We start from the raw sequence: 14,066 nt of genomic DNA on the forward strand, positions 1-14,066 counted from the left end.
GCCCACATCCGGTGCGCGCACCCACGGCTCGTGCGGCACCACGGCCCGGGAGGAACCGCATGCACGCCGAACGGCGGTCCGCTCCCGGCAGCCCGGACGACACCTCCCGCCGGTGAGCCGCGCCGGACCGCCGCGCGTGGAGCGGGTCGTCGTCACCGGAGGGGCCGGGTTCCTGGGCTCCCACCTCTGCGAGCGGCTGGTCGGCCAGGGCTGCGAGGTCGTCGCGCTGGACAGCCTGCTGACCGGCAGGCCGGACAACCTCGACGGCGTCCTCGGGCACGAGCGGTTCCGCCTCGTCAAGTGCGACATCACCGACTATGTCCACGTCCCTGGCCCGGTCGACGCGGTGCTGCACCTCGCCTGCCCGGCGTCGCCCGCCGACCACCTCCGGTTCCCGGTCGAGACCCTCACCGCGGGCAGCACCGGCACCCTGCACGCGCTCGGCCTGGCCAAGGAGAAGGGTGCACGGTTGCTGCTCGCGTCGTCGGGCGAGGTGTACGGGGATCCGCAGGTGCAGCCCCAGCCGGAGACCTACTGGGGACACGTGGACCCGGTGGCCCCCCGGGGCGTGCACGACGAGGCCAAGCGGTTCGCCGAGGCGCTCACGACCGCGTACCGCACCCACCACGGGGTCGACACGACCATCGCCAGGATCTTCAGCACCTTCGGGCCACGCATGCGGGGGGACGACGGCCGGGCCGTCCCGACCTTCCTCCGGCAGGCGCTCGCGGGCGAGCCGCTGACCGTCGCCGGCGACGGCTCGCAGACCCGGTCGTTCTGCTACGTCGACGACCTGGTCGACGGGCTACTGCGGCTGGTGCGCTCCCGGCACCCGGGGCCGGTGAACCTCGGCCATCCGCAGGCGGTGCCGGTCCTGGCGCTGGCCCGGACCGTCCTCGACGTCACCGGGTCGGCGTCGCCGATCGAGTTCGTCCCTCGCCCGCCGGGTGATCCCGGCGCCCGCCGGCCGGACACCGCTCTCGCGCGGACGGTGCTGGGCTGGGAGCCCCGGGTCTCCCTCGGCGACGGCCTCACCGAGACGGTCCGGTGGCTGCGCCGACCCGCCGAGGTCCCCGGCGCCCTCGCGACGAGGCAGAGCAGGTGCACGCCGTGAACGGTCCCGCGCAGGTCACCGTCGTGATCCCCACGCACAACCGGCGCCGCCTCGTCCTTCGCACACTCGACTCGGTCGTCCACCAGCAGGACGTGGACCTGCACGTCGTGGTGGTCGTCGACGGCGGCACCGACGGCACGGCGGACGCAGTGCGCACCCGCTCCCTGGGGTCGGTGGAGGTCGTCGAGCACACGCCCGCCCGCGGGGTCTCCGCCGCCCGCAACACCGGCCTGGCGCGGGCGGACACCCCGTGGGTCGCCTTCGTGGACGACGACGACCTCTGGGCCCCCGGCAAGCTGCGGGCCCAGCTGGACGCGCTGGGCAGGTCCCCGGGGGCCGGGTGGTCCTGCGGGAGCGCGGTGCACCTCGACGCGAAGCTGTGCATCCGGGCCACCGACGAGGCACCGGCGTCGGGGGACGTCTCCCACCTGCTGCTCGAGCGGCAGCCGATCCCCGGGGGCGGATCGGGCGTGCTGGTCGACACGGCCCTCGCGCGCCGGGTCGGCGGCTTCGACGAGCGGATCTCGATCCTCGCCGACTGGGACTTCTACCTCCGGCTGAGCCTCGAGTCACCCCTGGCGGCGGTCGACGAATACCTCGTCGGCTACTACGTCCACCAGGACAGCATGTTCCACGACCCGCGCGGCATCCTCCGCGAGCTGCACTACATGCGCGAGAAGTACCCGGCCGGGGACGGCGGCCGCCCGTTCCGCGTGGATCCCGCGGCGTGGTACGTGGCGCTCGCCCGGATGGCGTACCGCAGCGGCGACCGGCGGGAGGCGGCCAACTTCCTGGGCAGGGGCCTGGTGGGGATGGGTGTCCGGGGGACGGCGCGGAAGGCACGCGGGGCCCTGCGACGCCGGCGCGGGGAGGTCCCGAACGACGGGCGCGGCGTGCCCCGACCCGCCTGGTTGTCCCGGTACGCCGATGCAGACGGGTGACGCCAGGGTCACCCGTGGATCTGCCCGCGCGACGCCCATCGGCGGCGCAGGCTGGGAACGGCCCGGGGGGACAGCGTCCAGAGGTCCCTGACCAGCTTGCCCGGCCGGTAGCGGGGGACGCCGACGAGCGCACCGGCGTGTGCCCGCCACTCCTCCTCGCCGTGGGCCCAGAACCAGCTGTCCGGATCGAGGGCGGCGGACCGCAGGCGCGGCAGCCCGGTGCGCTTCTCGGCCGGCAGGTGCGCGATGAGGGGCAGGTCCTCGTCGCTGGTGTTCCGGAACCCCCACGGCTGGGTCCACATCCGGGACACGTGCTCGGAGGGGAGCCGGAAGACGTCGACACCGGCGGAGGCGACGCTCATCAGCTGCGCCTCCTCCCTGAGGAACGGCTCCCCCCGCCGCTCGCGGGCAAGATTCCAGGCCCAGAGGGCCTCGTAGCTCTCGAGGTCCTCGCGCATCCGGGCGGCCGTCGCGCCGACGAACTCCCCGCCGAGGTAGGGCAGGCCGCTGATCTCCCGGCCCCAGTACGCGGTGGCGATCTCGTCCATCTCGACGCGGCTGAGGCCGTTCACGCGCACCGACCGGGAGTAGCAGATCTCGAGGGCCCCACGCCCGTGCTCCCGGACGGTGTCGTCCACCGCGTCCAGCGGACCGGTGACGAGGCAGTCACTGTCGAGCAGCAGCCCCACCTCGTCGTCCGCCTCCAGGCGATCCGCCACGGCCCGGAGGCAGTCCAGGACGAAGAACTGGTTCTTCCAGGCCGCCGGGAAGGAGGCGGGGGTCTGGTGCGTGTTGTCGGCCTCCACCACCGCCGCGCCCGCCCCGCGCCACAGCTCCCGACGGGACCGGGACAGGGCCCGCGCGCCCGCCGGGTTCAGGACGACCAGGAGCCGGACCCCGGGTGCCCAGCGGCTCGCCGAGGCCAGCAGCAGGTCGATGCAGCGGAAGTAGGTCCGCCAGTGCATGACGTCGGTGCTGTCCCCGAACGTCTGCGGGTACGTGCCGGCGTTGCCGGCCTCGTCCCCGTGGAACCAGGTCGCGATCAGCATCCGGTGCGCCCGCTGCACGCCGTCCTCACCAGGACTTCCTCCTCACCACCGCGTCAGCCTAGAGAGCGGACCCGCCGAGCGCCGTGCGCTGCGGCGTCGGCCGCGGCCGCCACCGGGCGGACGGCGGGGTCTTGCCCCCGTGCGGATGCCGGTCCAAGGTTCCGCTCGGCCGCCTGCGGTGGTCGAGCGGTTCCCGAGCTCCCCTGCCTGGAGGACGGCATGCCGGACACGCGGTCACCGGCGAGCCGGGTGTCCCTGCGGGCCGCCCGCACGCGATGGCTGGTCGGAGGTGTCCTGGCGGGCGCGCACCGCCGCGTCGCGCCGGGCTGCGTGGCGCTGACGTTCGACGACGGACCTCATCCGGCGACGACCGGACGTGTTCTGGACACGCTCTTGGAACTGGACGTCCCGGCGACCTTCTTCTGCGTCGGCCGCAACGCCCGGGCCCACCCCGGGCTCGTCGCGCGGGCCGTCGCCGAGGGGCACGCCGTCGGCTCCCACAGCGAGACCCACCCGCACCCGGAGCAACTGCCCGCCGCGCACCTGCGCGCCGACTACGCCGCCGGGAGGGCCGCGGTGAGCGAGGCGGCGAGGTGCGACGTCCGGCTCTTCCGGCCCCCGCACGGGCGGCTGCCGGTCCGCAGTGCCCTGACCCTGCGGTGGGGAGCCACCGTCCCGTGGCTGTGGTCGGTGGACCCCCAGGACTGGCGCGGTGACGTGACCCGGCAGCACGTGGCCTCGGTCGCCGGAGCCGCGCGGAGCGGGGACGTCGTCCTCCTGCACGACTGGGTGGAGCAGCCGGAGAGCCCGCAGGCGCGGGACCGCTCGCCGACGATCGAGGCGCTCCCGGAGATCGTGGCGCGAATACGGTCGCGCGGCCTGCGCCTCACCCGGGTCGAGGCATGACGCCGGCCCCGCGGGTGTCCGTGGTGGTCACCACCTACGACCAGGCGCGGTTCCTCGGGGAGGCGCTGGCGAGCGTCGCACGCCAGACGGTGCCCGCCGCGGAGGTCGTCGTCGTCGACGACGGGTCCTCGGACGACCCGGGCAGCGTCGTCGCCGGCCGCCCGGGCGTGCGGCTCGTCCGCAGGCCGAACGGCGGGCCCGCTGCGGCGCGGAACACCGGGCTGCGCGAGACCCACGAGCCGTACGTCCTCTTCCTGGACGCCGACGACCTGCTCACCCCGTTCGCGATCGAGGCCGGGCTCCGCTGCTTCGAGCAGCACCCGGAGGCGGGGTTCGTCTACGGCGCGCACCGGGTGACGGACGGTTCGGGCCGCCCGACCGGTCCCCGGCTGTACGCCCCCGCGGTGGGGGACCCGCGTGCCGCGATGCTGCGCATCAACGTCATCGCCATGCACGGGGCCGTCCTCTACCGGCGGGACCTGCTCGAGGAGGTCGGTGGCTTCGACGAGGACCTCCGGCGGTGCGAGGACTACGACCTCTACCTGCGCCTGCTGCAGCGGCGCCCGATGGCGTCGCACCCCGTCGAGACCGCTCTCTACCGGCGGCACGGGGGCAATGCGACCGACGACGTGCGGGAGGTGCTCCGGGCCGCGCTGCGGGTCCACGGCCGGTACCGGCCCGGTGCGGCCGACGGCGGGGAACGACGCCGGGCCTGGCGCGAGGGGCGGCGCACGTGGCGGGAGGTCTACGCCCGCATCGCCGCGGGGGCCGAGGGGACGCGCGGGGGGTCGCAGCTGCGGAAGGGGATAGCCGCGGCACGGGTCGCGCCGGTCACGACGCTCGGCCTGGCAGCCCGGACCGGCGCGCAGCGGGCCGCCGGCCGGGCGCCCGCGCGTGCCGCGCAGCTGCTCACCGGCCGACCGCGGGGGGTGGGACGGGTCCGTCTCGGGGACCTGGACCGGGTGCGGCCGGTCAGCCGCGAGTTCGGCTACGACCGGGGGACACCGGTGGACCGCCACTACATCGAGAAGTTCCTGGAGCGGCACGGGCGGGATGTCGCCGGCCGGGTCCTGGAGGTGGGGGACGCGGCCTACTCGGAGCGGTTCGGCGGGGACCGCGTGGCGGTCCAGGACGTCCTGCACGTCCACGCCGGGAACCCTGCGGCGACGATCGTCGGCGACCTGGGCGACCCCGGTGTCCTGCCACCGGGCGCCTTCGACTGCATCGTGCTGACCCAGACGATGCACCTGGTGTACGACCTGCGGGCCGCGGCCCGGCAGCTGGCCGCGGCGCTCCGGCCGGGAGGGGTGCTCCTGGTGACCGTCCCCGGCATCAGCCCGGTGGACCGCGACGAGTGGGGCGCGCACTGGTACTGGAGCCTCACCCCTCAGGCGCTCACCCGGCTGCTGACCGAGCGGTTCGCGCCGGAACTGGTGTCCGTCGAGGGCTTCGGCAACGTCTACGCGGCGACCACCTTCCTGCAGGGGCTGGCCCTCGAGGAGGTCGACCGGGCCAAGCTCGACGTGGCCGACCCGGCGTTCCCCGTCGTGGTCGCGGCACGGGCGCAGCGGAGCCGGTGGGCGCCGGTCACCGGGGGGACACGCTGATGGGGAGGTCGAGGACGACGGTCCGCTCCGGCCGCAGCCGGTCGCTGCCGTGCAGGGTGAAGGCGGTGGCTGCGGGCTCGTGGAGGAACTCGGCGCCGCTGGTGCCGAACCACAGGCCGACGGAGTAGTCGCCCACGTTGAGCACCGGGGGGACGTCCATCGCGGCGCACCAGCGCCCCGAGGGCAGCCGGCGGGGCGCCTGGTCGCTGAGCGCCTCGTCGAGCACGCGGACCCCGCGGTGGTTGGTGAGGTAGATGGCCAGGTCGAGGTCGGGCACCTGGTCGGCCAGCTCGAAATCCACCTCCACCCGCAGGGCGTCGTCCCGCAGCAGGGCGCCGGCCGCCGCCCGCCGCGCCGGGCGCACCCGCACCCCGTGCACCGTGACGGGCCCGGCGCTCAGCACGGCGCCACCGGCCGCCGAGGGGGCGAGCCCGGAGGCGAGGTAGTCGCGCACCAGGTCCACCGGGTCCCCGGTCGCGCGGACGCGCCCGGCCTCCAGCCACAGGGCGCGGGAGCACAGCCGGGCGAGGCTGTCCAGGTCGTGGCTGACGAAGACGAGCGTCCGCCCCTCCTGCTCGGCCTCGGCCATGCGGCCCAGGCACCGGCGCTGGAAGTCGGCGTCCCCCACCGCGAGGACCTCGTCGACCACGAGGAGGTCGGGCTCCAGGTGCGCGGCCACGGAGAAGGCGAGTCGCAGCCCCATCCCGCTCGAATAGCGCTTCACCGGGGTGTCGAGGAAGCGCTCGACGCCGGCGAACTCGACGATCGCGTCGAAGGCCCGGGTGGTGTCCCGCCGGGACATGCCGAGGATCGCGCCGTTGAGGTAGACGTTCTCCCGGCCGGTCAGCTCGGGGTGGAACCCCGTGCCGACCTCGAGCAGCGCGGCGACCCGCCCGCGCGTGCGCGCCACCCCGGCGGTCGGCGACGTGATCCGGGTCATGATCTTGAGGATGGTGCTCTTGCCGGCGCCGTTGCGGCCGAGGATGCCGAGGGCGTCCCCGTCCGCCACGGTGAACGTCACGTCCCGCAGCGACCACAGCTCGCGCACCGTGCCGGGGCGGCCCGCGAGGCGGCGTACGCCGCTCACCAGCGCCTCTCGCGCGGTGGAGCGGGCCCCGAGGGTGTACCGCTTGCTCACGGCGTCGAACTGGACCCGGTCGGCCATCAGATCACGTCGGCGAAGGACCGCTCCGCGCGGCGGAAGTAGCCGAGGCCGCCGGCGAGGACCGCCGTGCCGGAGGCCGCCGAGACGGCCAGCGACCAGCCGGGCCAGGGGGTGCCGAGCAGGCACCAGCGCCCGAGTTCGATGACGCCGACCACCGGGTTGAGCGAGTACGCCAGGTGCTGCCAGCCGGAGAGGAGCGCGGCGGGATAGGCCACGGGGCTGACGAACAGCCACAGCTGCAGGACCGGCCCGAGCGCGTACTGGACGTCGCGGTACCGGACGTTGAGCGCGGAGGTCCAGAGGGCGAAGCCGAGCGTGGTGGCCAGCAGGAGGGCCAGCCACAGGGGCGCCGCGAGCAGGTTCGCCCCGGGCCACACGCCGTAGTACGCGAGCAGGGCGGCCACCGGGACGAGCGAGACGGCGAGGTCCAGCGCGGGGGAGGCCAGGCCGGCCACGGGCGCGGCCAGGCGCGGGAAGTAGACCTTGGTCACGAGCGCGGGGGTGCCGACGAGGACGTCGCCGGCCCGGGTGACCGCGGTGGCGAAGTAGGTCCAGGTGACCAACCCGACGAGGGCGAAGAGCGGGTAGGGCACCCCCTGGCTGCCGACGTCCGCCAGGCGGTCGAACACCAGGGTGAAGGCCGCGACGCCCGCGATCGGCTGCGCCAGCACCCAGATCACGCCCAGCGCGGTCTGCCGGTAGCGGAGCTTGAGGTCGCGCAGCGCCAGGTAGCCGATCAGGCCGCGGCATCCCCACAGCTCCGCCCACGGGCGGGTTCCGGACGCGCCGCGGGCGGAGTTCTCGGTCCAGCCGGTCGTGGCGGCACCCGCGGGCATGGTGCACGGTAACCACTGCGGGCGCCCGGCTCGGGCGGTTCTCTCCCGGTGGTCCTGCAGGTCCCGCCCCGTTCTCAGACGGGTGGGAGGAGCCCGGCGCGGGCCTTGGCGAGCAGCGCGGTGCGGACGGCGTCGTCCACCCGTGCGGCGAAGGCCGGGTCGGTCGCGTCACGGGCGAGGACGGCTTCGACCATCGCCGGCACGTCACGGGGCTGCAGGGTGAGCACCAGGGTGCCGCCGGCGGCGAGGAAGCGGGTGGCGCGCTCGCCGACGGGGACGTCCTGCAGGGCCGCGGCGTTGCCGACGTCGTCGGTGATGACCACGCCGTCGAAGCCGAGCCGCTCGCGCAGCAGGCCGGTGACGATCGCCGGGGAGAACAGCGCCGCCTGCCCGGCGTCGAGCTGGGAGTAGGTGGCCGAGGACATCATCACGAAGGGGTCGGCGGGGGAGTCGACGAGTGCGGCGAAGGCCCGCACCTGCTCGCCGTCGACGGTGGTCTCGTCGTCGACGACGACCGGGTCGACGTCGGGGTTGCGGTTGAGCCGGCCGAGGCCGGGGAAGTGCTTGAGGGTGGGGACGACGCCGTGCTCGGCGAGGCCCCAGGCGACCGCACCGGCGGCGCGGACGACCTCCTCGGGGCTCCCGCCGTACTGGCGGCCGTAGAAGCCGATCGGCGGGTTGCCCCGCTCGGTGCCGGGCGGGACGACGTCGACCACGGGGGCGAGGTCGAGGGTGACGCCCGCGGCGGCGAGCGAGGCCCCGAGGTCACCGGCGAGCCCGGCCAGCTGCTCGGGCGGGAGCGCGGCCTGCTCGACAGCGGGCGGCAGCGCGGAGAAGCCCTCCCCGGAGAGGGCCTGGACGGCGCCGCCCTCCTGGTCGGCGGCGATCCACGGGGCCGGGCCGTCGGCGGCCTCGACCCAGCTCCCGGTGAGGGCGGCGAGCTCGGCGGTGGAGGCGGTGCTGCGGCCGCGGAGGAAGATGCCGCCGACGTCCTGCTCCCGGACGAGCGCCCCGGCGGGGGAGAGGTCGGTGAGCTCGACGCTGACCACGAACAGCTGGGCGACCTGGGCGCGGCGGTCGAGGCCGGCCAGGGCCGCGTCGACCGCCTGCGCGAGCGGGTCGGGCTCGGGCGTGGGGGCCGGGCTCGTCGTCGTCCGCGGCGCCGGGGTGCTCGTCGCCGTCCCGGCCGGGGCGGCGGTGCCGCCGGTGCCGACGGCGCAGGCGGTGAGGGCGAGGGCGAGCAGGGGGGCGGGGAGGCGGGCGGGGCGCATCGCAATCCATTGTGAGCACGTGCCGTCCGGTCGGAGCAGATCCTCAGGGGAGGAGCCGGAACCCGTCCGCGGCCGCGGCGAGACGGAGCCGGTCGTCGAGGGCGGCGGAGGTCCGGCAGGAATGGCCGCGGCCACGGCAACCAGCACGCCGGCCAACAGCTCGCCAGAGAGTGCGCCGCGCACCCCCACCTGGGCCGGCTGGGACACGACCAGCACCGCGACCGCGTGGACGGTCTCGTGACCCGACTCTTTGGCGTAGAGCTTCGCCAGGGCGGAGGAGTCGGCAAAGACGGTCGCCCGCGATCGGCGGAGACCGCGTCGGCCAGCGGCGTGCCCGAACCTGCTCCCCAGCGCGCGGCGGCTACCTCGTTCGGTTCGGGCCGGACGGCGACGGGGCCTGGAGGAGCGAGCAGGCCGGCCAGGGACAGCCGCTCGCGGATCTGCGCGGTCGGCTCGCCGGCCAGGACCGGGTCGGTCGCCGCGTCGAGGACGCAGGTCAGTTTCTCGTCGACGCTCCACCCGTGACGGCCGGCGCTCGCCCGTACCCGGGCGAGGAGGTCGTCGCGGACCCGCCACGTGACCCGCCGCATGCGTGCACGCCAGCGCTGCTGGTGGCGGGCAGGTGAACGGCAGGCGACGCGCACCGTGCGGGGCGGACCTGCCGAGCCCCGCCCGAGCACCTACGCTCGGCCCGCCTGCCTTCCCCGCGGGCGGACCGTCGTCGACGTGCGTGGACTGGAGTGTGGATGCAGGTCGAGCTGACCTGGGGGGCGGCGACCGCGCTGGGTGCCCGGGAGGAGAACCAGGACCGGGCCGTGGCGTCGCCGCCGGTGTTCGCCGTGGCCGACGGGATGGGCGGGCACGCCGGCGGGGCCGCGGCGGCCGAGGCCGTCGTGGAGGCGCTGGGCGCTCTCGCGGGCAAGCCCACGACGACCGTCGAGCGGGTGCGCCTGGCGCTGCAGCGGGCCGACGGTGAGATCCGCGCCGCCAGCGGGGACGTCCCCGGCGGCGGGGGCTCCACGGTGGCGGGGGTGGCGCTCGTCGACGAGGGGGCGGGGCCGCAGTGGGCCGTCTTCCACGTGGGCGACTCGCGCATCTACCGGCTGTCGGGCGATGCGCTGGAGCAGCTCTCCACCGACCACTCCGTCGTGCAGGAGCTCATCGACGCCGGCCACCTCTCCGACGCCGGCGCGGCCAGCCACCCGCAGCGGCACATCATCACCCGGGCACTGGGAGTGGGGCCGTCCAACCAGGCGGACGTCCTGCTGCTCCCCGTTGTTGCGGGTGACGTTTTCCTGGCGTGCTCCGACGGGCTGACCAACGAGGTGGGTCCCGCGCGGATCGCCCAGGTGCTCGCCTCCGGCGCTGAGCCCCAGGAGCTCGCCGAGGCACTGGTGACCGAGGCGGACGCCGAGGGTGCCAGGGACAACGTGACCGTGGTGGTCATCCGGGCGGAGGGGGCCGGACCCGAGGCCTGAGCGAGAACTGCGTTACGGAGGGTGGCACCACCGTCCGGCAGGATCGCGTGACATCAGGGGAGGAGCCGGGCCATCGCGCCCCCGAGGAGCAGCCTCCCCCCACGCTGCGGCCCCCGGACGCGACCGTCTCCCGGGCCGAGCGCCGGCGGGCCAGGGCCGCCGCGGAGCGCTCCCGGCTGCGCACGGTGCTGCTCGCGGTGCTCGGCGGCCTCGTGGTGGCCGCCGGCCTCGTCGTCGGGCTGGGGACGCTCGCCGTGCAGGACGTGGCGAACGACGTCAGCCGGGTGGAGGAGGTCTTCCCGGTGGAGGGCCGGCGACCGGAGGCGTCGGCCGCCGATGCGCTGACCTTCCTCGTCGTGGGCGTGGACCCGAGCGACCAGGCGACCGGCTCGACGCGGGCGGAGGCCGCCCTGCTGGTCCGCCTGACCGGCGACCGGCAGGACCTGCAGGCAGTGACGCTGCCGCTGGAGACTCCGGTGCCCGGGTCGAGCGGCACTCTCGAGGAGGCCTACCGCGGGTCCGGCCCCTCGAGCGCCGTCGAGGCCGTGGAGACGCTGACCGACGTGCGCATCGATCACTACGCCGAGCTCGACCACGGCGGTCTGGCGTTGCTGGTGGATGCGCTGGGCGGTGTCACGGTCGACGTGCCGGAGCCGTACGGCAACCGGGGGTGCGACTTCGCCCCCGGCCGGCAGCGGATGGACGGCGCCGAGACGGTCGCCTACCTCCGGGACGCGGACGCGCGGGTCGGGGCTGCGGCCCGGCAGCAGCGAGTGGTGCAGGCGCTCGTCGACCGCGTCCGGGAGCGCGGTGCCTTCGGCGACCGCGCCGACCTGGAGGAGCTGGTCGGTTCGGTCACGAATTCCGCGGCGTGGAGCGGCCGACGTCCCCCCCCCCCCCCCCCCCCGTGCCGATGCGCGGCTCGGGCACGGCGGGGGCCGAGGTGGTGCAGCACCTCGACCAGGCGCGGGCGGCGGACCTGTGGACGTACCTGCGGGAGGACGACCTGGCCGCGCACGTCGACGAGTTCCGCATGAGCCGCATGGCGCGCCCCCGCGGCTCCCGACCGCCGTAGATCACCGTGCCGCTGTACGCGGTGCTGCTGGCCGTCGTCGTGCTGGACGTCCGGGCAGTGCTCTTCCGGAGCGGGGTCGGTGGGTCGCTGAGCAGGCCCGTGGCCGCGACCGCCGCCGCGATCGCCCTCGTGCTGGTGACTCTCCTGGCCGTCGATCTGCGCCGACAGGTGCTCCTGGCGCGAGAGCCCGACCGGACGCCGTCCGGCTGACCCCCTCGACGGGCCGGCGCGGCGGTTCTACAGCCGGGTGATGCCCCAGTGGGCGTTGTGCTCGCGGGCGGCTGCGGCGGCGGTGTAGGCCGCGACGATGAAGATCGGCAGCCACAGCAGCGGCGCCAGCACCCAGCCGATCAGCGGGACCAACCACAGCAGCCACAGGAAGAGGCCGGTGATCATGAATGCCACTCCGGCGCCGGTCTTGCCGGCGTAGAGGTGGCCGGCACCCATCCACAGCACCGAGAGCAGCACGGCGATGCCCGGGGTCTTGACGGGGACGACGGTGGTCGGCGGCGGCGCCGGCTGGGGGAGGTAGCCGTAGGGGGCGAGCCCGCCGGCCGGGCCCTGCGCGGGAACCGGGGGTGTCCACCCCGGGTGGGTCGGGCCGGTGCCGGGCTCGGGTGACATCGCGGACCTCCATCGATCGTGGAACCAGAAGGTCTCGGAAAGCTACCGCCGAGGTGGGGGGTGGGTCGTGGACCCGCGCGCACCGGCTGCCGCGACCGCGGCGTGTCGACCCCGCCACGCCGGACGGGGCGGGCGCCGCGAACACGACCGGGAAGGGGGCGTGGCCGCATCGCGCGGCGTCGGGGTTCGTCGGGCCGGCGGCAGCTCGCAGCCCTCTTCTGCAGCGACCGCCCCCGACGGACGGCGTCGTCGGTGTGCAGGCCGGTGACGGCAGCGCAGGCGCTCCCTCAGGACGGCGCGGCCTCGATGGGCAGGCTGCCGGAGCGGAGGCGCCGCAGCGAGGCGGTGAGGACGTTGTCGCCGCGGACGGCGATGAGGCACCGCTGGCCGTCCTGGAGGAGTTCGAGGTCGGCGGCCTCCTGCCGGAGCGGCGTCTCGAGGTACTCGTCCGCCCGCCCCTGGCAGTCGACGGGCGTCGAGCCTCCCGGATGATCGAAGATCACCTCGGTGACGTGAGGTTCCGAGCAACCGACCTGCCGGTCCAGCTCGTCCTCGCAGCGACGCCACGAGTCCCCCGCGCGGCCGAGGAGGACGTCCTCGTTCCGCGACGAGAGGCGGTCCGAGGGGGCGACGACCGTGCAGTACACCTCGCCGTCCCGCGAGACGCTGGCGATCGGCAGGTCGTCGCGGACGACGTCGTCCTCCGGTGTGCCGCCGAGGTAGCCCAGGAGCGCATCGGTGCCGCAGTCGCCCAGGCCGAAGACCTCGGACGAGTGGGGCGCGTCGCACGGTGCCGGCTCCCCGGCCGCGTCGAGGCACGTGCCGACGCCGAGAAGCTGGGCGGCTGCGTCCGGCGCTGGTGGGGTCGGTTCCGCGGTGTCGATCGACCCGGTCGCGGTCGGTGCGGCCGGGGGTGGTGCACCGCCGGGACCACGGACGTTGACCCAGGTGGTGGTGACGGCTGCCGCGAGCGTGAACACCGTGACGACGGCCACCGCCACGGGGTGCTTCAACAGCGCGTCCAGCAGCCGCCATCTCCCGGTGCCGGCTGCTCCCTGCCCGTCGGTCAACTGAGGACGGGATCCATGATGACGCCGATCACCGAACCACCGCAGTCGGCGACCTTGTCGTCCAGCACCAGCCGGATCTTGAGCGCGTTCACACCGGTGACGGGGATGTCGAAGTCGTGGATCTCGTTGAAGGGAACGCTCTGGATGTCCATCTGGGAGCCGTTCCCGACGACCTCGACGCTCACGTTCTGGTCGGAGTCGATCGAGTCGTTGGCCTGGCCGAACGAGAACGTCAGTCTCGAGAAGTTGTTGCCCAGCCGGAGCTCGAGCTCCTGAGTCGATCCGCTGCCGCATCCCTGGATCGTGTTCGCGATCCCGGACACGTTCTTCTGATCGGCGATGTTGTAGCGGTCCTCGGTCCAGTAGGAGCTCGGGTTGAAGAAGTCGCTGAGGGTCAGCCTCCGCCCCTCGTCACCCGGGGTGAGCTCCGGCGGCCCGCTGGGGGACGGTGCCGATGTGCTCGTCGTGGTCGTCGGCGCCGGCTCGCTCGTCGTGCTCGTCGGCGACGAGGTGGTCGCCGACGAGGTGGTGGCCGCCGCAGACACCGAGGTCGGTGGCGCAGCCACCGCGTCTCCGCCCGGGTCGCCGGCCCCGCAGCCGGTCGCCCACGAGCCGGCCGAGGCCAGGATGAGGGTGATCACCAACCGCCGTCCCTTGCCGGTGCGACGGATCATGCCGCTGCGACCACCGCTCGGCCGAGTGCTCCCGTGCTTGTCCCCCGTGACATCGCGACCCCCGCGGATCAGTGCGCCGACATGGTTCCGGAACGGTACTGAGAAGGGGCTCGTCGTCGGAAGGAGCGTCGGCGGTCCATCGGGTGATGACTCGGGGGGGGGGGGGGGGGGGGGGGGGGGGGGGGGGGGGGGGGGGGGGGGGGGGGGGGGGGGGGGGGGGGGGGGGGGGGGGGGGGGGGGGGGGGGGGGGGGGGCG

14 protein-coding genes are annotated in these 14,066 nt (G+C 75.1%); 7 read left to right on the forward strand and 7 right to left on the reverse strand.

Annotated elements, in window-relative coordinates; genetic code table 11:
• Positions 1–112 precede the first annotated feature (112 nt).
• Positions 113–1,114 (forward strand): NAD-dependent epimerase/dehydratase family protein, encoded by a 1,002-nt coding sequence (locus ACI8AC_RS17825; protein WP_456899166.1) that lies wholly within the window; start codon positions 113–115, stop codon positions 1,112–1,114.
• On the forward strand, positions 1,111–2,055 hold the full coding sequence (locus ACI8AC_RS17830; protein WP_456899167.1) for a glycosyltransferase family 2 protein: 945 nt from the start codon (positions 1,111–1,113) through the stop codon (positions 2,053–2,055). Before ACI8AC_RS17825 ends, ACI8AC_RS17830 begins: the two co-directional genes overlap by 4 nt.
• A gap of 8 nt (positions 2,056–2,063) precedes the next feature.
• On the opposite strand, the gene ACI8AC_RS17835 is transcribed toward ACI8AC_RS17830, so the two are convergent.
• Positions 2,064–3,122 (reverse strand): hypothetical protein, encoded by a 1,059-nt coding sequence (locus ACI8AC_RS17835; RefSeq protein ID WP_456899168.1) that lies wholly within the window; start codon positions 3,120–3,122, stop codon positions 2,064–2,066.
• Positions 3,123–3,323: 201 nt separating this feature from the next.
• Here ACI8AC_RS17835 and ACI8AC_RS17840 point away from each other — a divergent pair, with 201 nt between their 5' ends.
• Both ACI8AC_RS17840 and ACI8AC_RS17845 read left to right on the forward strand, forming a co-directional pair.
• Entirely contained in the window at positions 3,324–4,010 is a 687-nt protein-coding gene (locus ACI8AC_RS17840) for a polysaccharide deacetylase family protein (RefSeq protein ID WP_456899169.1), read from the forward strand.
• Positions 4,007–5,617: a glycosyltransferase family 2 protein gene (locus ACI8AC_RS17845; RefSeq protein WP_456899170.1), complete on the forward strand. Its 1,611-nt coding sequence runs from the start codon at positions 4,007–4,009 to the stop codon at positions 5,615–5,617. The genes ACI8AC_RS17840 and ACI8AC_RS17845 overlap by 4 nt, the downstream gene beginning before the upstream one ends.
• Here the strand turns inward: ACI8AC_RS17845 and ACI8AC_RS17850 are convergent.
• The 3 genes from ACI8AC_RS17850 to ACI8AC_RS17860 form a co-directional block, all read right to left on the reverse strand.
• Positions 5,598–6,782 (reverse strand): ABC transporter ATP-binding protein, encoded by a 1,185-nt coding sequence (locus ACI8AC_RS17850; protein ID WP_456899171.1) that lies wholly within the window; start codon positions 6,780–6,782, stop codon positions 5,598–5,600. The genes ACI8AC_RS17845 and ACI8AC_RS17850 overlap by 20 nt on opposite strands.
• Positions 6,782–7,618, reverse strand: a complete 837-nt coding sequence (locus ACI8AC_RS17855) for an ABC transporter permease (RefSeq protein WP_456899172.1) — start codon at positions 7,616–7,618, stop codon at positions 6,782–6,784. Before ACI8AC_RS17855 ends, ACI8AC_RS17850 begins: the two co-directional genes overlap by 1 nt.
• A 74-nt stretch (positions 7,619–7,692) precedes the next feature.
• Positions 7,693–8,889, reverse strand: a complete 1,197-nt coding sequence (locus ACI8AC_RS17860; RefSeq protein WP_456899173.1) for a glycoside hydrolase family 3 N-terminal domain-containing protein — start codon at positions 8,887–8,889, stop codon at positions 7,693–7,695.
• 746 nt (positions 8,890–9,635) lie between these two features.
• Here ACI8AC_RS17860 and ACI8AC_RS17865 point away from each other — a divergent pair.
• From ACI8AC_RS17865 to ACI8AC_RS17875, 3 genes are read left to right on the forward strand one after another with little or no spacing between them, the layout of a single operon-like run.
• A complete protein-coding gene (locus tag ACI8AC_RS17865; protein WP_456899174.1) occupies positions 9,636–10,367 on the forward strand; it encodes a PP2C family protein-serine/threonine phosphatase in 732 nt (243 codons plus the stop codon).
• A gap of 47 nt (positions 10,368–10,414) precedes the next feature.
• On the forward strand, positions 10,415–11,404 hold the full coding sequence (locus tag ACI8AC_RS17870; protein ID WP_456899175.1) for an LCP family protein: 990 nt from the start codon (positions 10,415–10,417) through the stop codon (positions 11,402–11,404).
• Positions 11,405–11,448: 44 nt separating this feature from the next.
• On the forward strand, positions 11,449–11,652 hold the full coding sequence (locus ACI8AC_RS17875; protein WP_456899176.1) for a hypothetical protein: 204 nt from the start codon (positions 11,449–11,451) through the stop codon (positions 11,650–11,652).
• A gap of 27 nt (positions 11,653–11,679) precedes the next feature.
• Here ACI8AC_RS17875 and ACI8AC_RS17880 read toward each other — a convergent pair whose 3' ends face one another.
• The 3 genes from ACI8AC_RS17880 to ACI8AC_RS17890 form a co-directional block, all read right to left on the reverse strand.
• Positions 11,680–12,066: a hypothetical protein gene (locus ACI8AC_RS17880; protein WP_456899177.1), complete on the reverse strand. Its 387-nt coding sequence runs from the start codon at positions 12,064–12,066 to the stop codon at positions 11,680–11,682.
• Between the two features lie 287 nt (positions 12,067–12,353).
• Entirely contained in the window at positions 12,354–13,136 is a 783-nt protein-coding gene (locus tag ACI8AC_RS17885; protein ID WP_456899178.1) for a hypothetical protein, read from the reverse strand.
• A complete protein-coding gene (locus tag ACI8AC_RS17890; protein WP_456899179.1) occupies positions 13,133–13,810 on the reverse strand; it encodes a hypothetical protein in 678 nt (225 codons plus the stop codon). Before ACI8AC_RS17890 ends, ACI8AC_RS17885 begins: the two co-directional genes overlap by 4 nt.
• Positions 13,811–14,066: the final 256 nt, after the last annotated feature.

This window comes from Geodermatophilus sp. SYSU D00758, from assembly GCF_054049955.1.